This is a genomic window from Sulfurimonas marina (assembly GCF_014905095.1).
In the GTDB taxonomy this organism is placed as follows: domain Bacteria; phylum Campylobacterota; class Campylobacteria; order Campylobacterales; family Sulfurimonadaceae; genus Sulfurimonas; species Sulfurimonas marina.
Window position 1 is genome coordinate 1,762,278 of record NZ_CP041165.1, and the last position, 21,945, is coordinate 1,784,222.

24 protein-coding genes and 1 tRNA gene are annotated in these 21,945 nt (G+C 35.5%); 9 read left to right on the forward strand and 16 right to left on the reverse strand.

Features of this window, described 5'->3' with window-relative positions:
• Nucleotides 1-12: 12 nt before the first annotated feature.
• The 3 genes from FJR03_RS09010 to FJR03_RS09020 all read left to right on the forward strand — a co-directional run bounded on the left by FJR03_RS09010 (nucleotide 13) and on the right by FJR03_RS09020 (nucleotide 4,691).
• Complete coding sequence (locus FJR03_RS09010; protein ID WP_193113179.1) at nucleotides 13-924, forward strand: methylenetetrahydrofolate reductase; 912 nt, start codon at nucleotides 13-15, stop codon at nucleotides 922-924.
• Between the two features lie 24 nt (nucleotides 925-948).
• Entirely contained in the window at nucleotides 949-2,199 is a 1,251-nt protein-coding gene (serS, locus tag FJR03_RS09015; protein ID WP_193113180.1) for a serine--tRNA ligase, read from the forward strand.
• Nucleotides 2,200-2,354: 155 nt separating this feature from the next.
• The gene (locus tag FJR03_RS09020; protein ID WP_193113181.1) at nucleotides 2,355-4,691 is read left to right on the forward strand and encodes a tetratricopeptide repeat protein; all 2,337 of its coding nucleotides are present in this window, start codon (nucleotides 2,355-2,357) and stop codon (nucleotides 4,689-4,691) included.
• On the opposite strand, the gene FJR03_RS09025 is transcribed toward FJR03_RS09020, so the two are convergent.
• The 7 genes from FJR03_RS09025 to FJR03_RS09055 all read right to left on the reverse strand — a co-directional run bounded on the left by FJR03_RS09025 (nucleotide 4,679) and on the right by FJR03_RS09055 (nucleotide 10,895).
• Nucleotides 4,679-5,311 carry a phosphatidylserine decarboxylase gene (locus FJR03_RS09025; protein WP_193113182.1) on the reverse strand — a complete coding sequence of 211 codons (633 nt, stop codon included), beginning with the start codon at nucleotides 5,309-5,311 and terminating at the stop codon, nucleotides 4,679-4,681. The two genes, FJR03_RS09020 and FJR03_RS09025, sit on opposite strands and share 13 nt — an antisense overlap.
• Entirely contained in the window at nucleotides 5,301-7,262 is a 1,962-nt protein-coding gene (gene ftsH / locus FJR03_RS09030; protein WP_193113183.1) for an ATP-dependent zinc metalloprotease FtsH, read from the reverse strand. The genes FJR03_RS09025 and ftsH overlap by 11 nt, the downstream gene beginning before the upstream one ends.
• A 3-nt stretch (nucleotides 7,263-7,265) precedes the next feature.
• Complete coding sequence (locus FJR03_RS09035; protein ID WP_193113184.1) at nucleotides 7,266-8,093, reverse strand: 50S ribosomal protein L11 methyltransferase; 828 nt, start codon at nucleotides 8,091-8,093, stop codon at nucleotides 7,266-7,268.
• On the reverse strand, nucleotides 8,093-8,467 hold the full coding sequence (locus tag FJR03_RS09040; protein ID WP_193113185.1) for a chemotaxis response regulator CheY: 375 nt from the start codon (nucleotides 8,465-8,467) through the stop codon (nucleotides 8,093-8,095). Before FJR03_RS09040 ends, FJR03_RS09035 begins: the two co-directional genes overlap by 1 nt.
• Before the next feature lie 69 nt (nucleotides 8,468-8,536).
• A complete protein-coding gene (hisA, locus tag FJR03_RS09045; protein ID WP_193113186.1) occupies nucleotides 8,537-9,247 on the reverse strand; it encodes a 1-(5-phosphoribosyl)-5-[(5-phosphoribosylamino)methylideneamino]imidazole-4-carboxamide isomerase in 711 nt (236 codons plus the stop codon).
• Between the two features lie 123 nt (nucleotides 9,248-9,370).
• Nucleotides 9,371-9,982, reverse strand: a complete 612-nt coding sequence (gene hisH / locus FJR03_RS09050) for an imidazole glycerol phosphate synthase subunit HisH (protein ID WP_193113187.1) — start codon at nucleotides 9,980-9,982, stop codon at nucleotides 9,371-9,373.
• 7 nt (nucleotides 9,983-9,989) lie between these two features.
• On the reverse strand, nucleotides 9,990-10,895 hold the full coding sequence (locus tag FJR03_RS09055; RefSeq protein ID WP_193113188.1) for a PDC sensor domain-containing protein: 906 nt from the start codon (nucleotides 10,893-10,895) through the stop codon (nucleotides 9,990-9,992).
• A gap of 82 nt (nucleotides 10,896-10,977) precedes the next feature.
• Here FJR03_RS09055 and waaC point away from each other — a divergent pair, with 82 nt between their 5' ends.
• Together waaC and FJR03_RS09065 are read left to right on the forward strand one after the other, a co-directional pair.
• On the forward strand, nucleotides 10,978-11,979 hold the full coding sequence (gene waaC / locus FJR03_RS09060) for a lipopolysaccharide heptosyltransferase I (protein ID WP_193113189.1): 1,002 nt from the start codon (nucleotides 10,978-10,980) through the stop codon (nucleotides 11,977-11,979).
• Nucleotides 11,967-12,863, forward strand: a complete 897-nt coding sequence (locus FJR03_RS09065; RefSeq protein WP_193113190.1) for a lipid A biosynthesis lauroyl acyltransferase — start codon at nucleotides 11,967-11,969, stop codon at nucleotides 12,861-12,863. The genes waaC and FJR03_RS09065 overlap by 13 nt, the downstream gene beginning before the upstream one ends.
• Here FJR03_RS09065 and FJR03_RS09070 read toward each other — a convergent pair.
• The 3 genes from FJR03_RS09070 to panB all read right to left on the reverse strand — a co-directional run bounded on the left by FJR03_RS09070 (nucleotide 12,860) and on the right by panB (nucleotide 15,836).
• Nucleotides 12,860-13,921, reverse strand: coding sequence for an AI-2E family transporter (locus tag FJR03_RS09070; protein ID WP_193113191.1), 1,062 nt, complete (start codon nucleotides 13,919-13,921; stop codon nucleotides 12,860-12,862). The two genes, FJR03_RS09065 and FJR03_RS09070, sit on opposite strands and share 4 nt — an antisense overlap.
• A 91-nt stretch (nucleotides 13,922-14,012) precedes the next feature.
• Nucleotides 14,013-15,026, reverse strand: a complete 1,014-nt coding sequence (ruvB, locus tag FJR03_RS09075; protein WP_193113192.1) for a Holliday junction branch migration DNA helicase RuvB — start codon at nucleotides 15,024-15,026, stop codon at nucleotides 14,013-14,015.
• A gap of 18 nt (nucleotides 15,027-15,044) precedes the next feature.
• Nucleotides 15,045-15,836, reverse strand: a complete 792-nt coding sequence (panB, locus tag FJR03_RS09080) for a 3-methyl-2-oxobutanoate hydroxymethyltransferase (RefSeq protein WP_193113193.1) — start codon at nucleotides 15,834-15,836, stop codon at nucleotides 15,045-15,047.
• A gap of 79 nt (nucleotides 15,837-15,915) precedes the next feature.
• On the opposite strand from panB, the gene FJR03_RS09085 reads away from it, so the two are divergent.
• Together FJR03_RS09085 and trpA are read left to right on the forward strand one after the other, a co-directional pair.
• The gene (locus tag FJR03_RS09085; RefSeq protein WP_193113194.1) at nucleotides 15,916-16,317 is read left to right on the forward strand and encodes an Hpt domain-containing protein; all 402 of its coding nucleotides are present in this window, start codon (nucleotides 15,916-15,918) and stop codon (nucleotides 16,315-16,317) included.
• Between the two features lie 2 nt (nucleotides 16,318-16,319).
• Entirely contained in the window at nucleotides 16,320-17,060 is a 741-nt protein-coding gene (gene trpA, locus FJR03_RS09090) for a tryptophan synthase subunit alpha (protein WP_193113195.1), read from the forward strand.
• A gap of 6 nt (nucleotides 17,061-17,066) precedes the next feature.
• Here trpA and FJR03_RS09095 read toward each other — a convergent pair whose 3' ends face one another.
• From FJR03_RS09095 to FJR03_RS09120, 6 genes are all read right to left on the reverse strand, one after another.
• Nucleotides 17,067-17,960, reverse strand: coding sequence for an esterase-like activity of phytase family protein (locus FJR03_RS09095; RefSeq protein ID WP_193113196.1), 894 nt, complete (start codon nucleotides 17,958-17,960; stop codon nucleotides 17,067-17,069).
• Nucleotides 17,961-18,009: 49 nt separating this feature from the next.
• On the reverse strand, nucleotides 18,010-18,978 hold the full coding sequence (locus tag FJR03_RS09100) for a YuxH family protein (protein ID WP_193113197.1): 969 nt from the start codon (nucleotides 18,976-18,978) through the stop codon (nucleotides 18,010-18,012).
• A 177-nt stretch (nucleotides 18,979-19,155) separates the two neighbouring features.
• Complete coding sequence (locus FJR03_RS09105) at nucleotides 19,156-19,545, reverse strand: hypothetical protein (RefSeq protein WP_193113198.1); 390 nt, start codon at nucleotides 19,543-19,545, stop codon at nucleotides 19,156-19,158.
• A gap of 141 nt (nucleotides 19,546-19,686) precedes the next feature.
• Nucleotides 19,687-19,763: transfer RNA gene (locus FJR03_RS09110), tRNA-Arg, on the reverse strand.
• Between the two features lie 62 nt (nucleotides 19,764-19,825).
• Complete coding sequence (locus FJR03_RS09115; protein WP_193113199.1) at nucleotides 19,826-20,044, reverse strand: hypothetical protein; 219 nt, start codon at nucleotides 20,042-20,044, stop codon at nucleotides 19,826-19,828.
• Between the two features lie 6 nt (nucleotides 20,045-20,050).
• Nucleotides 20,051-20,278 carry a hypothetical protein gene (locus tag FJR03_RS09120; RefSeq protein WP_193113200.1) on the reverse strand — a complete coding sequence of 76 codons (228 nt, stop codon included), beginning with the start codon at nucleotides 20,276-20,278 and terminating at the stop codon, nucleotides 20,051-20,053.
• A 124-nt stretch (nucleotides 20,279-20,402) separates the two neighbouring features.
• On the opposite strand from FJR03_RS09120, the gene FJR03_RS09125 reads away from it, so the two are divergent.
• Nucleotides 20,403-21,638: an aminotransferase class I/II-fold pyridoxal phosphate-dependent enzyme gene (locus FJR03_RS09125; protein ID WP_193113201.1), complete on the forward strand. Its 1,236-nt coding sequence runs from the start codon at nucleotides 20,403-20,405 to the stop codon at nucleotides 21,636-21,638.
• Between the two features lie 6 nt (nucleotides 21,639-21,644).
• On the forward strand, nucleotides 21,645-21,944 hold the full coding sequence (gene clpS / locus FJR03_RS09130; RefSeq protein WP_193113202.1) for an ATP-dependent Clp protease adapter ClpS: 300 nt from the start codon (nucleotides 21,645-21,647) through the stop codon (nucleotides 21,942-21,944).
• Nucleotide 21,945: the final 1 nt, after the last annotated feature.

The window sequence follows — 21,945 nt, forward strand, 5'->3', positions numbered from 1 at the left end:
ATAGGACTTTTTTTGTTTGAAAAACTGACAGATAAACTAAAAAACGGCAAATATTTAACTTTAGAGACAACACCCGGACATAATGCCCAGTTTTCTCCGACGATAGATAAAATTGAAGAGCTTGGTTTAGATAAACTCGTAGATGGATTCTCTACAACGGACAATCCTCTGGCAAAACTTAAATTTAATGCTCTTTTTGGTGCAAAACTGCTTCAAGAGAGATTTAACAAGCCTGTAATAGCAACTATGAGTATGCGTGATCGTAATAAAATAGCATTACAGTCTGACCTTTTAGGTGCTAATGAGTTTGATATTAGAGCTATCTTAGCACTTACTGGTGATCCTGCAACTATTTCAGATCAGCCAAACACAAAAGGTGTATTTGAGGGTGACAGTACGTTACTATTAGATATCATCAGTGCTTTTAACTCTGGAATGGACTACTCAGGAAAACCTTTCAATATAGAGCCTCAACCGATCTATCCGTTTGCGGTTGTAAATTCTTATGCAAAAAATCCTAAAACGCTACAAAAAAAGATGCAAAAGAAGATCAAACACGGTGCGATTGGAATCATAACGCAGCCTGTGTATGATATTGAAAATGCAAAACAGCTTTTAGAGTTAAAAGAGGATGCCAATAAAGAGTGTTGTTCTGAAAATAAAAGTGCTGAACTTATTATGGGAGTTTTTCCTATTACAAAACTGCGTACTGCACAGTTTCTTTCAGCACACGTTCCTGGTATTAACGTACCTGACTGCTGGATCGAAAAACTTCGTAAAGCTAGTAAAGGCGGTTCAGAAGAGGAGTATAAAGTAGGTTTTGACTTGAGTAAAAAGCTTGTAGACGATCTTCAGGAACTTCATCCAAAAATCCACTTGATGACTGCAAACCAATTTCAAATAGCAAAAGAATTGCTTACATAACAACTAAGAAAATAAAGGTATATAATGATTGATTTAAAACTATTACAAAAAGATTTTGAAGAAGTAAAAAGAAAACTATTAAGAAAAGGTGTTGATGAAGCACTTTTAGAAACATTAAAAGCAAAAAATGAAGAGTTAAAAGAAGCTAAGAAAAACTTTGAAGCGCTACAAGCTGCACAAAATGCTATGAGTAAAGAGTTTGGTGTATATAAACGCGAAGGAAAAGATATCTCTGAACTAAAAGCTCGTGTTGATGAGAATAAAGTAAAAGTTGCAGAAGCTATCGAAGTACAGCGTGTAAAACAAGAGGAGTTAGAGTCTCTTGCTATGGCTATTCCTAATATGCCTGATGACAATGTACCAGACGGTGCTGATGAAGAGGATAATGTTGAACTTAAAAAAGTACTTACACCTCGTGAGTTTACTTTTACGCCAAAAGAACACTGGGAACTAGCTGAGACAAACGGCTGGATCGACTTTGAGCGTGGTGTAAAACTGGCGACTAGCCGTTTTAGTGTTCAATTTGGTATGGGTGCAAGATTAGAGCGTGCACTTATCAACTTTATGCTTGACTTTAACCGCGGACGCGGCTTTGATGAAGTAAGTGTACCTGCACTTGTTAACAGAGATGCTTTAGAGGGAACTGGTCAGCTTCCTAAGTTTGAAGATGATCTTTACAAAGTAGAAGACCCTGAGCTTTTCCTTATCCCGACTGCTGAAGTACCTGTTACTAACCTCTACCAAGATGAGATCTTAACGGAACAAGAGCTTCCTAAAAAGATGACAGCTTATACATCTTGTTTTAGAAAAGAAGCAGGAGCGGCAGGTCGTGATACTCGCGGTATGATTCGTCAACACCAATTCCATAAAGTTGAACTTGTTGCGATCACACACCCTGAGGAGAGTGAAAAAGTTTTTGATGAGATGGTAGCGTGTGCATCTGATCTTTTAACGGCATTAGAATTGCCTCATCGTCTGGTAAACTTATGTACAGGTGACCTTGGTTTCGGTGCTGCACATACTACAGATATCGAAGTTTGGTTACCTGGGCAAAATACTTACCGTGAAATCTCTTCTATCTCAAACACAAGAGAGTTCCAAGCACGTCGTGCAAAAATCCGTTTTAAAAACGGTAAGAAAAATGATATGGTTCATACGCTTAACGGTTCTTCTTTAGCAGTTGGACGTACACTTGTAGCTATTATGGAAAACTTTCAAGAAGAAGACGGAAGTATCAAAATTCCTCAAGCTCTACACCCTTACTTAGGGATGTAAGTATATATTCTTTGAATAAGTAAGCAGGAATTTCTGCTTACTCTCTCTTTCCTTATTTTATTTGCTCTTCATTAAAATTTATTCCATCAGAAATTTGTTTATATCTATGGTATTAAAATTGCTTGTTGTGTTATAATTTCAAAAACTAGGTACCTATGGCTAACGAACAAGAAGAAGAGATAATTATCATTGAGGATATGGATGCAATCAAAGATGCATCCGATCATGAAGTTCAAGATGATACCGATGATACTTCAAACAAAAAACTTATAATCTTTATATCAATAGCAGTTATTTTAATCACTTTGATTTTAGCTGTAATTATGTTTTCTAGTTCTTCTGATGAAGAGTTAACTACACTCACAAGCCAATCAGTATTAGAGGAAAAACTCAAAACTCCCCAAGAGATAAAAGTTGAGCCTAGTAAACTCGAAAAAATGATTGCAAAAGCAAACTATCTCTATTCAAACGGTGATAAACTCAAAGCACTTTCACTTTATCAAAAAATTGCACAATATTCCCAAGCAATCTCTATGTATAACTTAGGGGTAGCACAACTCAAAGATAAACAATATAAACTTGCATTAGATACCTTTCAAAAAGCAATAGAGAATGATGAGAAAAGGTGTGTAAGTGCTATTAATGCTGCTGTTTGTTCTTTATATCTCAAAGACAAAGAGAGTTTTTCATACTATATTGATTTAGCATATGCTTATCTCCCGTATGAAATCAACTCACCTCTTTACTCATACTATTACACTCTGATCAACTACTATAAACGTGACTATCTTTCAGCACTAAATAGTTTAAATAATGGTACAACACAAACTTATCCGATAATCCAGAACAATCTAAAAGCAAAAATAAATGCACTTTATGAAAACAACTATGATGCTATTGATGCTATCGAGATAAATACAGATGATATTAATGACTTCTCATTAGGCTTACTTTATGCAAGAGTCGGTGATGTTAATTTAGCAGTGAAACATTTTGAAGCATCTCTCTTAGCTGAAAAAGAGGTACTTCGCTCAAGACTGGCAATGGCATTTACACTACTAAAAGCGGGACAAGTCGAAAAAGCAACTATAACGTTAAAAAAAGCTTCTGACAAGTTTCCGGATGAGATAACAAAACCCTACCCCGTTATAGTAAACTTAAAAGAGTCACTCTTTGATCCTAAAGAGGCTCAAAAAACATATAGAAATGTCACTCTTAAATCAAAAAACATCGATTATCAAAAAATATTTTACTATTCACCCTATAAAATGTTTAATGCCGATCAAACAATTAGCTATATCCGTAAAGGGAATGCAAACACTTTTATAGACAATATTAAATCGGCTCAAGAGTATCTTAAAAAAAGTTCCTCATCATCAAATGTAAATAAAGGGATGACCATTGCTATTAAAAAAGCATTGAACCTACAACTCCGTGAGGCAAATGAAGATTTTCAAAAACTAGTTACTATCCAGCCAAAACACTCAATACTTCAATATAACCTGGGATTAACATATGCTCAGCTGGGGAATCTAAACAAAGCACATGAACATTTTTTACGCTCATACTATCTTGATTCAAAAAACTTTTTAGCGGGTCTTTATGCAGTATTTACAGCACAACTCACTAACAATAAATATCTAAAACTCCGTTCTATCCTTTCTGATTCTATCCATATGGAAAATGACGGTGAAGAGAAAGAACTTTATAAAACACTTCTGGCTATCTCAGAGAACAACTATCTTTTAGCTGCTGACTGGTTTCAGGTAAGTGATAAAAAAAGACCTTTATATCTTGTACTTAATGCGATCATTGCTACACACACTAAAAACTATGATGTTGCAAATGCTGCGACATCAGAACTTGTATCTTTATTACCAAACGATATTCTCCCACATATTATGTATATGGATACCCATTTCCATAACTATGATGATGTAAAATATGCGAAAGAGATTATCAGTTATCTCAAAGATCAAAGTTTTGACTATAATGATCTTTACTACGGTCCGTACATTACAAGATATCTCTATATTCAAACAAATCTTTTAACAGGTAAACTCTACTATCTTCGTCAACAACTCAAAGAGAAACTGGCTACTTCAGACAGTTATACGTTAGAGATTGAAAATACTCTTGCACTCGCATCACTCTATGATAAACAGTTTGAAGAGTCGTACTCTTTATATAACCACCTTATTGATGAAAGAAAAGTAACAGATGCATATACACTCTATCTTGGGGCTGTTGCATCGACTGCTGCAGGGCACCATAGTAATGCTATTGCCCTTTTAGAGCTTGCAAAGATAAAAAATAGATCATTTTATGAAAGTAGATTAGCCCTTGCACTTCTATATCTCGAAGCGAGGAACTATGAAGCTGCTATTATCCAACTATCTGGGATAAATTCAAATAACTATAGATCGAACTATTTTGACTTTGGTATAGATACGCAGAAGTTATTGTTTGAGAAACAGCATCAAGAGAAGTAAGCTATTAAACTCTCAGATGCTTTTACTCTGTCAGTAATGTTTAGATTTAATCGAACATTCGAAGGAAGATAAATAGTTGTTACACAGTTTGTAGCAAAACCATATCTCATAGACTTAATAACCTCCTGCTCGTCATGCAGGTCACAAAAGATAGGAACAGGTGATTGTTTTAAGCTATGAACCACTTTTATACTTTCTTCTTTATCATTTACAATCTCAAGAGATAAAGACTCGTTAAGATCAGAAAAAAGTTTAGAAGACTTTGGAGATTTTGTCCCTTTTATAAGTGCAAGTTTTTCAACTTTTCCATTCATTGGCGCACGTAAAAGTCCTACATCTGTAAAAGTAGATTCAATCTCTACTTTATATCTATATATACCGTTTTCTATCTCTTCTATAGCACTTACAACACCGTCACACGGAGCAATAATACTACTTTTATCGAAGATTTGTAACTCTCTCTCCGGATTTCTAAAAATATATACAAAAAAGAGAGTTACAAAAAAAGCGAATGTTGCTAAAAACTCAAAACCAAACATATAAAATATGATAAAAGCTAATGCAGAATAACCCACATAACTAAAAGAATATTTTGCAATGATTAAGAGATTATTGTTCATCTTTCTGCTCTTTGTCACTCATAGAAGCATCCTCTTTAAGTTCCTCTTCTATCCCTTCAACTTCTTCAACAAGTTTAGACTCTATTCCTGCTCTTTCTTCAAAATCTTTAATTATTTGACGAACATCATCACCTGTGATGTTCTCTTTCTTATAGAGTAATGATACCATATCTTCTATCGCTTCGCGATATTCTTCTAAACGAGCAATTACAGCTTCGTAACGCTCTTGTAAAGATTCTTTAATGAAAGTATCCATATCTTCAGCCATCTTGTCACTGTATTCTCTAGCACTTTGTCCAGTTGGCCCTAAGAATGACTGACGAGATTTTTCAAGTACCATAAGACCAGCAATCTCAGTCATACCGTACGTTTGTACCATAGACTTAATAATGTCAGTTGCACGTTCTAAGTCGTTTCCAGCACCTGTTGAAATTTCACCTAAGAACACTTGTTCAGCTGCACGTCCACCGAGAAGAACATCAACCTCTGCCCATAGTTCATGACGTTGCATCATAAACTTGTCCTCTTCAGGCTTATTAAGTGTATATCCAAGAGCTGCAAGTCCACGAGGTACGATAGATACCTTAGATACTTTTTTCGCACCCTCTGTAGTCTCAGCTAAAAGAGCATGTCCACTTTCATGGTACGCTACTATTTTTTTCTCTTTTGGATTGATACGGCGTGATTTTTTTGCCAGACCTGCTAACGCTCTTTCAACGGATTCAAAAAGGTCTTGCTGTTTTACCGTTTTTTGACTTTTACGTCCAGCTAAAAGTGCCGCTTCATTTACTACATTTGCCAAATCAGCACCAGCTAACCCTGCAGTTAAACGAGCAACCTCTTCAAGATCAACATCATCATCCATTTTTACATCTTTAACATGTACTTTTAGGATCTGAATACGCCCTTCAAAGTCAGGTTTATCAACAAGAACTTGTCTGTCAAAACGTCCGGGACGAAGAAGTGCCTGATCTAAAATTTCAGGTCTGTTTGTTGCAGCTAAAATAATTACAGGTGTGTCTGTACCAAATCCATCCATCTCAGCAAGAAGTTGATTAAGTGTTTGTTCACGTTCATCATTTCCACCCATTACACCGCCGGCAGCACGACTCTTACCGATAGCATCGATCTCATCGATAAAGATGATCGAAGGTGCATCTTTTTTTGCTTGTTCAAACAGGTCACGTACACGTGCAGCACCAACACCCACAAACATCTCAATAAAACTAGAACCGCTTACTGAGAAAAAAGGCACTTCAGCTTCACCTGCTACCGCTTTTGCTAATAGTGTCTTACCCGTACCAGGAGAACCAACTAATAATACCCCTTTAGGGATCTTAGCACCGATCTCAACATAACGACCCGGGTATTTTAAGAAGTCAACTATCTCTTGAACTTCCTCTTTTGCTTCTTGAACACCGGCTACATCATCAAACTTAGTACTAGGTTTTTCAGAGTTTACCATCTTTTTGTTGGCACCCATCCCAAGCATACCGCCACCCATAGACTTTTGCATTCTTGAAGCAAAAAACATCCAGATACCGAGTATTAGTAAAAATGGGAATAACCATCCAAACATCTCTGTAAACCAGTTTGATTCGCTAAAACCTGTATACTCTATCTTATTTTTATCTAAAAGCTCTACAAGTCCATTATCTTCAGGAATTACTCTTGTAGTATATAGTGTAGCACCGTCAGTTGATTTAGCACGGATATAACTTTGTCCAATCTCAACATTACTTAATTCTTTATTTTCCACTAGAGCTTTTAGTTCAGAGTAACTTACCTGTTTTACTTTCGCACTACCGCCTAGTGTTGAAGATGAACCACCATCTTCGCCTATCATCATTTTAAATATCAAAATCACCGCAACTGAAAATATTGCAAATGTTATAAGGGGATTTTGATTAAAAAAGTTATTGTTTTTATTATTATCTTGTTTGTCTGCCATTATTTATCTCTTTTTTACTACTAAACTCACCCATTCATCTTGATAGATCTTGTCTACAATCTCACAATCAGAATACGATTTTAAAACTTTATCCTCATACTTATCTAATATACCTGATAATATCAATATACCATCATCTTTTAAAGCTTTTTTCAAATCATTTGCTAAGAATATTAAAACATCTGCAACTATGTTTGCTACAACAACATCATATTTCTTCTCTAAATTTGTACACGAACCTTCCCAGATTTTATCAAATGTTAAATTATTCAGTTGTGCATTTTCCAGAGAGTTTTTTACAGATACCCCATCAGTATCACAAGCATCTACACTTGCACCCAGCTTCATTGCAGCTAAAGAGAGTATACCGCTACCACATCCCACATCTAAAACACTATCATCAGCTTTTACATATTTCGATATTGCTTTGAGTACTGAAGCTGTTGTCGGGTGATGTCCCGTACCAAATGCTAATGCAGGATCTATTACAATATTTATTAAATCTGGATTGTCTTCACTCCATGTAGGATGGATGTAAAATTTTTCTATTGCTAGTGGTTCAATGCTGTCTCTATACATTTGAACCCAATCATTGTTTTGGAGCTTTTTTTGTGTAGTCTCTAACTCTATTGTAACACCTAAAGCTTTTTGTAGTGCTTCACGAAACTGTTCCAATCCCCAAGCGATAGTTTCTAAATCATCTTCACTTCTAATAATAAATCCATCTTCAGTCTCTTCAAAACCGACAGGAAGTGTATCGGATAAAAAATCTGAAAACAGTGAATGATGAGAGGAAACTTTTACAGTGAGTTCATAATAATGCTCTTGCATTAATCAGCGATACCCATAACTGCACCAAGCTTCTCTTTTAAAACTTGTGGTGTAAACGGTTTTACAATATAGTTATTAACACCCGCTTTTAAAGCTGTAATAACCTCTGCTTTACCACCTTCTGTAGTAACCATAATGATCGGAAGATCTGTAAAACGTGCATCTGCACGAACTTTTTTTACAAGTTCAAGTCCATTCATCTCAGGCATATTCCAGTCAGTAATTAACATCTCAATATCCGGGTTTGAATCCATTTGTTCCCAACCCTCAACACCATCAGCACCTTCTAGTACATCCTTGTATCCTAAACGAGCTAAAGTATTTTTAATAATACGACGCATTGTAGAGCTATCATCAACAACAAGTAATTTCAAGCGAAATCCTTTTTATATAATTTGCAAATTAATTTCGGTAATAATATCGAAATTTTTATTGTTTTACTATTAATCAAGTAATTTAAACATTTTAGGCAGGTCTAAAGTCCCCTCATAGTATGCCTTTCCAATAATTACTCCATCTACTTCTTTAGTATCTATAAGGGCCTTAATATCATCCTCATCTTTAACACCGCCGCTGGCAATTGTACTAACTCCACTTGCACGAGCAATATCAAGTGTAAACTCAACATTTACACCGCTAAGTGTCCCGTCTTTACCAACATCTGTACAAATAATAGCTTCAACACCCGCATTGGCAAATTCACGTGCCAAGTCAGTTGCTTTCATAGATGAAACCTCACCCCATCCTTCAACTGCAACATAACCGTCAATTGCATCAATACCTACAGCTATCGGATATTTTGCTGCCATATCTCTTACAAATTGAGGATTTTTTACCGCAATAGAACCTAAAATGATTCTATCGATTCCAATCTCTAACATATTTTGGATTGTAGCTTCATCACGAATTCCACCGCCGAGTTCCAGTTTTACATTACAGTTTGCACGAATTTTTTTAATCTGCTCTAAATTTTTAGGCTCCCCCGCAAACGCACCGTTAAGGTCAACCAGGTGAACCCATTCAGCACCCATCTCTTCAAACTTTTTTACAAGTTCCCATGGCTCATTTGAGTATATTTTAGCGCTGTCCATAAGCCCTTTTGTAAGTCTTACCGCCTGTCCGTCTTTTAAGTCTATCGCTGGATATAAAGTCATCTTTGTTTATTTTCCTTCTACATATATTAATTATTTAAAAAGCCACTAGTGGCGTGAGCCCTCTGCTGAAGAGAACCCAGTGTTAACGTAGCTGGTGGAATTCACTTCCAACAGCGTACAAAACTATAGCGAGATAAAATTTTCTAATATTTTTAAGCCGTTTGTATGGCTTTTTTCTGGGTGTGGCTGAATTCCCATTACGTTATTGTGTGCCACTGCAGATGTAAATTCATAGCCGTAGTTTGTTCTTCCGATTATGTCGTTTTCATCATCACAATTCACATGATATGTATGTACGAAATAGAGGTAATGCATATCGTCAAGTCCGTTGAACAACGGATGCTCTTTTGTGAACATTCTGTTCCAGCCCATATGTGGAACTTTGAGCTTTTCTTCAAACTTTGACTCGTCAAACCTTGTTACTTTCCCTTTGATAAGCCCAAGTCCTTCATGTGCACCAAACTCTTCACTACTTTCAAAAAGAAGCTGCATCCCTAAACAAATACCAAGCATAGGCTTCCCGCTTGCCGCAAATTCTTTAATCGGTTCAATCATATTACGCTCACGAAGATGCTCCATAGCATCACCAAATGCACCTACACCCGGAAGAATCAACTTATCGTAATCTTTAAACTTTGCAGGATCGCTCTCAACAACCGTATCTTTTCCTAACTTAGCAAATGCATTCTGTACACTTGCCAGATTTCCCATATTATAATCAACTATCGCTATCATTAAATCTCTATTCGTCTATCTTTAATTTTGTAAATTTTATATACACTGCCAAACTCATAAGTAAGAAGCCTACTCCTCCGACAATGAACATCGCATACTGCAACTTATCCGGATCAGTAATCGCAAACTTAAATACCAACATCAATGCTTCAATAGAGAGTGCAATGATGATTGAACCTAAAAACCGTACCATCGTTTTATGCGGTCCGGAGATATTATGCTCCTTATGCCGACCGAGTATCTCCTCTTCTATCAAGGTTTTGGAGAGGTCAAATATGGCCAGGGAAAGTGTAAGTAAAATTGTCGCCTCAAATACATGCTTAATATCAAAACTAGCAGGTGTGATCTCATGTATAAAGAAACTCTGTACCCCTTTTAAGAACAGGAGTATTGCAACAGCTAAAAGTGCAAATGAAAACGTCCCGTATGCATATTTAAAAAAGTTACTAAAACCTGTATCAAACTTTGTGAGTTGTGCAAGATTTAATACCTCGCCAAGAGGCATATCTAAACATGCTACATACTTAAGATCACCGTTTTCACAAAAAATAGGTGCTGAAGCAGTTACCGTCAGGTCACCTGTAATAAGTGATGGATACGGGTCGGTAATTGTACATCTCTCTTCTCTTACTGCACGATAATAATATGCACGATGCGCACGAATTTTTCCTATATCATCCTCAATAGTTTTATCTGCCGTGTATGAAGGAGAGACCTGTACACCTTTAGAATCAAGTAGATATACCCCCTCACATTTTTCAAGTTCTGCTTTAATCTTTAGCAGGCGAGGCATAATCATCTCTTGTGTGATTGATGGAAGTCTATTTGGAATATTTTTTGAAAAAAGATAACAAAAATAAGCTCTTGCTTTTGTACGACTTTCGGAAAACCTTTGAATATCTATAGGTACCATTAAGTTCGACTCCTTAAAATTTATGGAATTATTATAGCAAATTGAACTTAACAACTTTATTACTTTAGCTATAATTACATTAATGAAACAAGAAATAAAAAAAATAGCTATTGTTAGACTTTCTGCTCTTGGAGATATTGTCAACAGTGCTGTAGTATTACAATTTATTAAACAATTTTATCCTGATGTTGAGATTGACTGGATTACCGAAGAGGTTTTTGCTCCTATTTTAAAAAATAATCCTGAGATTAACATGGTTCACACCGTTAATATCAAAGAAATTAAAAAAGAAAAAAGCTTCTCAAAACTCAAAGCATTAATCTCAAAACTCCGCTCACTCCCTGAGTATGATCTTGTTATAGATATGCAAGGCCTTATCAAGTCTGCAGTTGTTGCAAGAATAGTTTCAAAAAAAACTCACGGCTTTAACAAATACTCTACTAGAGAATCTTTAGCCTCTCTTTTTTATAAAACAACTTCAGATATCCCTTACGAGCATAATGTTGTAAAAAGAAACTGTTTTGTTGTAGCAGATGCACTTGATTTTTCGATCACAGACACTATGCTTTTAGAGAAAAAAGCTGTTTTTCCTATCACAAGCGACTACACACTGATGAAAGATAAAAAAAATATCGCTTTTGTGATCGGTGCTTCATGGCCTTCGAAAATCTATCCAAAAGAGCTTGTTGCAAAAGTATGTGATAGTTTACAAGAACAGGTCTATATTATCTGGGGGAATGAACAAGAAAAAAGTGAAGCCGAGTGGATTTGTGAACATACCGAGCATGCAACACTCGCTCCAAAAATGCAGCTTGATGAGCTTATCTCTTTTATCTCAAATGTTGATCTTCTAATTGGAAACGATACCGGTCCAACACATATTGCTTGGGCGCAGAATATCCCCTCGATCACACTTCTAGGGCCGACAACAAAGCGTATGATATATGAAACTCCTAAGAATATAGGGATTAAGTCATCTTCTGAAGTAGATATTCTAAAAATTAACAAAGATGATTTCTCCATTAAAGATATCCCTTATGAGGATATTGTTCAAACAGCAAAGGATCTTTTATGCAAAAGCTAGGTTATTACATGTTTCTTCTTTTTGAAAAACTTTTAATGCTTCTACCCCATTTTATAAGAAAAAAGTTTTTCTTCTCTTTAGCTTTTTTAGGATATCTTTTCTCAAAAAGATACAGAGAGGTCTCTTTTCAAAACCTTGACTTTATATTTGGAGATAAACTCTCTGATGAAGAAAAAGTATCTATAACAAAGTATGCTTTTAAAAATCTTGCCCTAAACTTTTTACATGTTATGGAGATTCGTCACATGAGTCTGGATGAACTGAAAAAGCGCGTAAAAATTGAGAATTTGGAAGTTGTAGAAAAAGCAAAAAAAGAGAACAGACCAATAGTTTATATTACACCTCACTACTCTTCATGGGAGCTTGCAGGAAATAGTATAGGTGGACTTATAAGCCCTATTTTACCGGTATACAAAAAGATGAAAAATCAAACATACCAAGAGTGGCTTTTAGAATCACGCGATCATTTTGGAAATATCTCTTTAGAAAAAACTAACGTGGTTCGACCTTTAGTGAAATATCTTAAAAAAGGGTATGCTCCCGCTTTATTAATAGATACAAATATTAACCCTAAAGAGGGTGTAATGGTAAAGTTTTTTGGAAAAGATATTCGTCAAACTTCAACTCCAGCATTTTTAGCGCGTAAATTTGATGCTGCTGTGATCCCAGGAGTTATTCATACTGATGATGAAGAGAATTTCACACTTACATTATACGATGAGATCCCGGTTGAAAAGACAGATAATGAAGCTGCAGATATTCAAAAAGCCACACAACTTCAAGCTGACTGGCTCACTTCCGTAATTACAAAAGAACCGAAGTTTTGGTTCTGGCTTCATAGAAGATTTAAAGGGGATTATCCGGAGATATACGAAAAAAACTAGTCCTCTACGACAATTTGTTTTCGTTCACACTCCGCAGTTCTTGCCTCAAATAGTTTTAAAATAGTCAAGAAAAATGCAGTAATTGCAGGTCCGAGTATCATTCCCCAAAAACCGAATGTTGTCAGTCCAGCGATAATTGCAAAGAAAATTACCAATTCATTGAGCTTCGCATCATCATCGTTTAAAAGCTTTTTATTGATCTCTTTAATGATGATAGGTTTTATAAATGTATCGGCAATAATTGAGATCATAACAATTGAATAGATCGCTATAAACCAAGCATTTGTACTGTTTCCGATTGAGAATTCATATAACATAAACGGTAACCACATTAGAATACCGCCCACTACAGGGATAAGTGATGCAAAACCGTACATAATCCCAAATAAAAGACCATTATAACCTATATAAGAGATAGCTAAACCAAATAAAGCACCCTCGAACATTGCCGTAGTAATGATCGAGTAAAATACAACACTCATAACTGACGAGAGTTCACGTGAAAGTAAAGTCCCGTCTTCTGAAGACATCTGTACTACACGTTTTAAAAATGAAACAATCGTTGAACCGTTATATTGTGCAAAAAAGTAAAATACGATCACTAAAAAAGCATTTTTCAAAAATCCTGCTGAGATTGTACCCACTTTTCCTGCGAACTTTATGGCTCCTGCCGTTAAAGCATTTACATCTAAATCTTTTAAACTGTCTGCAAAATAAGGTTTAAAAAAAAGCAGATAGCTAGGTGGGTTGTCAATCATATTTGATATATATATTTCTACTCTCTTAATAGTATCAGCTTCGAGTGAATTTAACTGCAGAGTCAAAGTTGTTAAAAAATACCCTAAAGGTGCAAAAAAGAGCGCAGCAAGCAATAAACTGGAAACAAAAGAAGCTGCAAGCTTAGAGTGAAGATGTTTTTCCAGATAGTTTTGAATATTGGATGTTGAAATTGCTAAAAGTGCAGCGATCGTAATAGCCATCAGATACGGTGCATATAACAGATACATCCAGTATAGTGCCGTTGCAAATAGTATTGCTATAAAATATTGTGGTTTCACTATATCTCTCTCCTTTTACAAAGAAATGAATTCTTTGCAAAATTCCTCTCACTAAAGCTTTGCCTTACGGCAAGAATTCTTTTTTCGTATTTCAAAACAGAGTCCCGTCAGAATTTACATAATCCATATTAAGAACATCAAAAGTTGCACGAGTAGCACGTCTTCCTTTTGCTGTTCTCTCCAAGTATCCGTTTGCGATCAAGTAGGGTTCAAGTACATCTTCAACAGTCCCTTCATCTTCACTAAGAGCTGCCGCAATTGTACTGAGCCCCATTGGTTTTCCTTTTGAGCTAACCAATAGATTTAAGAGTTTTATATCCATCTCATCAAATCCGTGTGAATTGATCCCTAGTTCATTCAGTGCATACTGAGTTGTATCAAACGTAATAATACTTTCATCTGCAACATCGGCAAAATCTCTTACACGACGTAGTAGTCTTAAGGCGATACGCGGAGTCCCACGACTTCTTTTTGCGATCTCTAATGCAGATTCATGGACAATCTCTTTGTCGAGTTTTCTTGAAGCTTGTGCAACAATTTGTGCCAATTCTTCCGGAGTATAAAAATTCATACGGAAGTTCATTCCAAATCTATCACGTAGTGGATTTGAAAGCATCCCCGCACGTGTTGTCGCACCAATTAAAGTAAAACGAGGCAGATCAATCTTTACCGTTTGTGCAGCAGGACCGCTTCCTATGATAATATCAATGCGATAATCTTCCATAGAAGAGTAAAGTATCTCTTCAACTGCAGGGGAGAGTCTGTGGATCTCATCAATAAATAAGATATCACCCTCTTCCAGATTTGTAAGTATTGCAGCCAAATCACCGCTTTTTTCGATCATAGGTGCGGCCGTAACTTTGATGTTGCTCTGCATCTCATTGGCAATTATAAGAGCAAGTGTTGTTTTTCCTAAACCGGGAGGGCCGAAAAAAAGTACATGGTCAAGCGCTTCTTGACGTTTTTTACTCGCTTCTATAAATACACCGAGATTTTTTTTGATCTGATCCTGGCCGATATATTCACTCCATGCATCAGGACGCAAGGTTACTTCAGAACTTTCCTCTTCAGCATTAAATGTCTCGATCTCTACTACACGTTCCATCTTAGCAACTCTTCTTCATTAATAAGTATGTTCCTCTTTTGGAAACTCTTTTTTCTCCACCTCATCGGCATATTGAGCAACAGCATCTTTTACCAATGTGGCACCGTCAAGATATTTTTTTACAAATTTCGGAGTGAATTCCTCAAAGAAACCTAACATATCTGAGAATACAAGAACCTGTCCGTCCACATCAGCCCCTGCTCCAATACCTATTACCGGGATAGAAACAGACTCTGCAATCTCTTTGGCAACATCAGCTTTAGTCCCTTCGATCACCATACAAAAGGCACCCGCTTTTTCAACCGCTTTTGCATCTTTTAAAAGCTGCTCTTTTTCCTCTTCGGATTTGCCTTTAACTTTGTAACCGCCCTCGCTTCTTACAGACTGAGGTAAAAGCCCTATATGACCACATACGGCGATCCCGTTTGTTGTAAGGTGTTTAATAACTTCGGCTTTATCTTTCCCACCCTCGATCTTTACACAATCTGCTGGAGTATTTTGAAATACTTTTGTAGCATTTTTAAGAGCTTCTTTTTTATTTAAATATGTACCAAACGGCATATCACATACGACAAAAGTATCTTTTGCACCGTTACAAACTGCATTTGTATGGTAGATCATCTGATCAAGCGTAGCACTGATCGTATCAGATTTGCCTGCAAAGCTCATATTTAAACTATCACCTACTAAAATCATATCTGCACTATTCTCAAAAAGTTTCGCAAAAAGCGCATCATATGCAGTGATCATCACTAACGGTTTTACACCCTTTTGCTTTTTTATAGAAGATATAGTTAATTTTTTACCCATTGAAAAAACCCTTTTGGCATTAATAATGCTATTTTAACCAAAAATTGCTATAATTTGAACAATACAGGAGAATTATTTAATGGGTATAAGAAGTGATTTAGATGCCAATTTTGATTTTGAAATAGTCGATGAGTTTCTGGATCACTACTCTATGATGATCGATAGTATGGAAGTGATGGTTATAGACCTTGGCAAAGAAAATATGTACAAAAGAAGCATTAGTGAACTTTTTCGCGTATTTCACAATATCAAATCTGCTTCAAGCTATTTAAAAATTGAGCCTATGTCAAAACTTGCTGCATTTGTCGAATCAGAGCTAGAAGAGTTACGTGAAAAAGAACCTCCTATAAATGAAGAAACGATTAACTGGCTTCTTGAAGTAAGTGATATGTTTGCAGCATGGCAAGATGATCTCAAGCTCGATAATGAGCTCTCTAAAATAAAATTCTCTTTATTAAAAATTCCAGATACGGACAAATAACTTTGAAAGACTTAGTAGCATATATAACTTCTGGGTATCCAGAAAAAAACTTTACGATTGATTTAGCACTTGCATTAGGGGAAAACGGTGTAGATACACTTGAATTAGGTGTTCCGTTTTCAGATCCTGTTGCAGACGGACCGGCGATTGAAGCGGCAAACCATAAAGCCTTATCACTCGGATTCAAATTTAAAGACTTACTTGAGATCTCACGTGCAGTTGCACCTGCGGTGGATACTTTATGGATGGGTTATTTTAATAGTTTTTATCAGCAAAATATGGATCTGCTTCTTCCAAAAGCACAAGAGCTTGGTGTCAACGGTTTAATCATTCCCGATCTTCCTCACGAAGAAGCACTAAGATATAAAAATCTATTTGATGCAAACAACCTTGCAAATATCAGTTTTGTAGCCCCTACAGATACGCCTGAGCGTATCAAAGAGGTTGTAAGCGATGCACAAAAATTTATCTATATGGTTGCCTATACTGGGATCACAGGTTCGGGTGTAAGCGAAGATCTTCAACCATTTTTAGCTACGATTAAGGAGTTTACACAAACTCCTGTTTATGTAGGTTTTGGTGTAAATGAAAAAACGGCAAAAGAGAAAGTAAAAGGTGCTGATGGTGTAATTGTCGGAAGTGCATTTATCAATATCTTACTTCAAGACTCTCTTTCATTCAATGAAAAGATCCACAGATGTTCTGATCTTGCAAGAGAGATCAAAGATAAAATCAACAGTTAAAAAGCTTTACCCTTTTACTATTTCAAACAACACTAAAAGTGTATTTTGAAATAAACTGTCATTATCGTCACTTACCATAAGGTAAGTGTCTTTATCCACCTTTTCAATCCCCTCAAAATTATCTATTTTCCATCCATCTTGAGAACTTATTTTTGCTAATGATTCCGCGTTACATGTAGAATCTATACAACTTGAAAGATCAAGTTTTAAGATCTGTGTAGTTCTAGATCTCGTAAAGATATTAAAATCCCGCATCAATACTATAATATAGTGAGTATCTATAAACTTGATATCAGTGATAAACCCTTCTGCATCAAACTTCCAAGTAAAATCTCTCGAATAAATTCTATGTTTCTTTTTCTTTTTCAAAGGTGCTTCTGGAGCAGTAATAATTCCATATAAAGGACTATAAGCTACAGATTCTAAACCTTTGTTTGTACTCTCATAATTATCGTTTTTTCGTAGCTTTTTATTAAGCTTAATCGATTTATAACGATTTCCATAAAGGTCATACAGTTCAACTCTGTTTCTTCCCTCAAAAGAGATAGCTACACCTTTTCCGTATATATCCATCCCCTCTGCATCTCGGAAGTTTTTAGAGAGTTTTTTACCTTTTTTATCTTTTAATGAATAGCTCTGTTTATATTTAAACCTTGCAATCTTTTTCTCTTTTATTGAAAAGTCAAAATGAAGCAGTCTCCCTTTATCACTCAAGCAGTAAAGAGTATTTTCTTTTAAAACGAGTGCTGAAAATTCACTGAGTTTATCATCGAAAGAAGAGAGTTTTTTTGTATCTAATATATGGATCTTTCCTATTTGACACTCTTGTTCTCCATTTGGACAGATTGTATATGCAAATAAATTACTTAAGAGTAAAAAGAGAATAATTAAAAATTTCATATTGTAATTATATCGTTTTTGAAGTTTGTATATATTTAGATATATCTGATTAGATAACTTCCATATAAACTTTCATCAAAGCAAGAAAATCTTTTTCATCACATGGCCCATCTTCCAATTCAACTGCAAAACGAGCTCTTTTTTCTTTTAAACGTTGATAATAACTATCTACCTCTTCAGAGTCATCCATGCCGATTTTAGAGTATACCAACATCAAACTCCAGTCCCTCAACTGTTTTCTTCCAATAGCATTTAAGACATCACAAAATGATGTTATCTCCTTTTCATATTCAATTTTTAGATTCGAAAAGAACTGTAAAAGTGTTAAAGCTATATCAATATGGTCTCTAAAAAAATCAGCTAACTGATTTATTGAAACATCTGCTTGAATTAGTTTGTATAATTCATAAATTGAACGCTTTAAAATAGGAAGACTTTCATATGTTTTTAATTCAGGCTCAGAGATATAATACCCTTGGCACAATTCAAAACCAAATTGTTTTGCAAGTTGCAGTTGTTTATCGTTTTCAAGTTTATGTGCTATGAGTTTATGTGAATGTTTATAAGGGGAAAGTTGTATACACTCAGAAGTTGTAACATTTGACATATCAATCTTTAAAAATTCAATCATAGAAAGTACAGATCGTATTTTTTCCTGCCATCCATCTTCAATGGTAATATTATCTAATGCGAATCTATAACCCTCTTTATGCAAATAAGAGATCATCTCTAGATCTTGATGACGTAGAGCAACAGAATAAGGGATGTCAAACACAAACTTCTGCTTCGGCAGTGTTTGAACTAATCCTGTAGCCAAAAAACGGATATCTATATTTAAAAAAATAGTATCTGCTTCCATTGTAGCTTCCATACCCGCTTGATTAATAAGTGTCATAATTAAATGACTTGTCGCTACAGCCGTATTTTTTTGTTCACTTTGTCTAAAGAACCATTCATACGCCTGAATATTTCCATTATGGTCAGTCATTGGCTGACGCCCTATAGTTATAAGATTCATAATTCTTTGATCCTACTATATTTATAATCTGTGAAAATTTTAACATATAAAAATACTTAATGTGCTAAAAAAATAGTTGGCATGTCTTGAAAGTTATTAGTTGACTTTTATATGTGAGTTGTTTTGATATAAATTAATGGTGTGTCAAAGGAGGTTTAAACCCCTGATAACATAATTTTACTCAGTAAAATTAGCAAATGCACCTTCAACACTGAGAACACTTTTATATTTTGTGTTTGTAAGTCTTACTTTCTTTGTTTTTAGATCGCAAACTGCTATGCGAAAACTTGAACCCATATACGGTTCAACAATACAAATAATCTTATCCCCTATTTCACGTGTCGCATGGATATTTCCCTGAAGCGTTGGGAAAAAATATTGCGGATAACTCAATGGTGTAATTTCAACGACCTCGACACTTTCTCTTTTCTTAAGAGTCTCTGCCAGTTTCATAGCATCTTCTAAAGTCTCGCACTGAACGCACCAATCATCAAACTTTTTGTTAAAGTGATGTAAATCTTCATCTAAAAAACCACCTGCCGGTGACTGTAAAGTAAATATTCTCATATTTATAACCTATTCTCTACGGTGATATAAATTTTGGTCAAACAGATGACCGCTTGTAACTGTACTATAAGCGTGTGCTAATTGTTGATAAAATGAAAAATGATTATTAATTATATTTTGAAGTTTATTAAAGAAAGTTAATGGTGCGCCCGAAGAGATTCGAACTCCTGACCGCCGGTACCGCAAACCGGTGCTCTATCCAGCTGAGCTACGAGCGCACATCCGTTTAAGGAGGGTGAAATTATAGCACCTTAAGCTTATAGTTTTCTAAAACAAAAGGCTATTTATTGATTTTCTCCATAATTTCATCTATTTTTTTATTTTGTGTGTAAAGTTCATAAGCTTGTCTTACATAAGCTTGTAGCATTGTCTTTGCATCATTATTCCCATCATAGTTGAAATCTCTTTCCATCTGTGACTGTAAAAACTTGGCAAAATCATCATCAACATCTACGTCAAATCTTCTTCCGCCAATATGCAAGCCTAACTTTTTACTCATTAAAATTTAGTCCAATATGCTTTCAATTTTATTTACGATCTCTTCTATCTCTTGATCTTTTTGTAAATTTAACTCTGTTAACTTTTCGATCTCTTGATCTTTGATCTCTTTTTCAGCCTTTAAAGTTACCAGTTCATTTCTAAGAATTTCATTCTCACCTTTTAAATCGTATAACTGTTGTAAAATCTCTGAAACCTTCTCACTTAAAACATCTAAAGAAGTTTTTTCTTCCATCTGCAATCCTAAAATTTATTTCTCGTTTATATTCTTGTAATTCTATCATAATTCAATACAATAGGATATTTTTTATATCAAATTGGATATAATTTATCAAATTAAGAATTAGGTATAAATTAAGATGGATAACTTTGAAAAATATTGTACTCAGTTTGTTCAAGAGGTAGGTTCTAAAGAAGGTGCTATCTCTCCAACAATAACTTCTTCAGCATCATTTGCATACGGTGATTGTGAGACAGCAGAAGGTATATTTAACGGTAGTGTTAAAAAACCTCTATATTCTCGTGTCGGTAACCCAACAAGTGCAAAACTAGAGTCATTAATGGCAATGATGGATGGCGGAGTCGGTGCAGTTGCTACAAGTTCAGGAATGGGTGCTATCAGTTTAAGCGTTATGAGCTTACTCTCCAGCGGCGATGAAGTTATCAGCGTAGGCGGTCTGTTTGGTGGAACATACTCATTTTTCAGTGAGACTACTGCAAGGTTTGGAATCAAAACAAACTTTTTCGATGTAGATGAGCTTGATGCTATCAAAGCAGCAATTACACAAAATACTAAAATTATCTTTTTAGAGAGTGTCGGTAATCCGAATATGAGATTGCCGGATATCAAAGCGATCGCTCAGATCGCAAATGATGCGGGTATCGCTCTAATTGTTGACAACACTATAACCCCTCTTAGTATTAAGCCGTTAGAGCTGGGTGCAGACATTGTCGTATATTCAACAACAAAAATCATTTCGGGAAATGCCTCGGCACTTGGCGGATGTGCAGTTTTTCGTCCAATTAATGAAGGGGATGACAAATTTAAATCTGAAAGATACCCTTTTATGGCGAAATTTATTAAAGGTGCCGGGAAAATGGCACTTGTACCAAATGCTAAAAAAAGAGCACTGAGAGATTTCGGCATGAGTGCAAATGCACAAGCATCGTACCAAACAATGTTAGGACTGGAAACTTTAGCTCTTAGAATGCCGAGAGTTGTCAACAGTGTAGAGGTTATTGCAAAAGAGTTAAGCAAGAATGGACTTGATATCAACCATCCGTGTTTAGAGTCTCATCCTCATCATGAACGTTACAAAAGTGACTTTTCAAACGGTTGCGGAACATTGCTAACAATCGATATGGGTTCAAAAGAAAAAGCATACCAGTTTCTCAATAGAACAAAACTTGCAACTATAACAGCAAATATCGGAGACAGCAGAACACTTGCTCTTCATATGGCATCTACAATCTATAGTGATTTTAATGAGCAAGAGAGAGAATTTCTAGGTATAACTGATGGACTTATTCGTGTCTCTATCGGACTAGAAAATCCACAAGATATTATTGAAGATTTTTTAAACGCAGCAAGGTAAGTAAAAATGGCAACAGATACTATACATGAAGTTTCGCACGATTTAAAACTAAAGTATCCTAAAAAATATAAAGTTTATCTTTTAAATGACGACTATACTACTATGGATTTCGTAATTGACGTGCTAATGAATATCTTTCGTAAAAGTTATGAAGAGGCACAAGATATTATGTTAGAGGTACACAAAAAAGAGAGAGGTCTTTGCGGTGTTTACACACATGAAATTGCAGAGACAAAAGTGATGCAAGTAGTCACTAAAGCTAAAGACAACGGTTTTCCTTTAAAAGCTACTATGGAAGAGGAGTAAG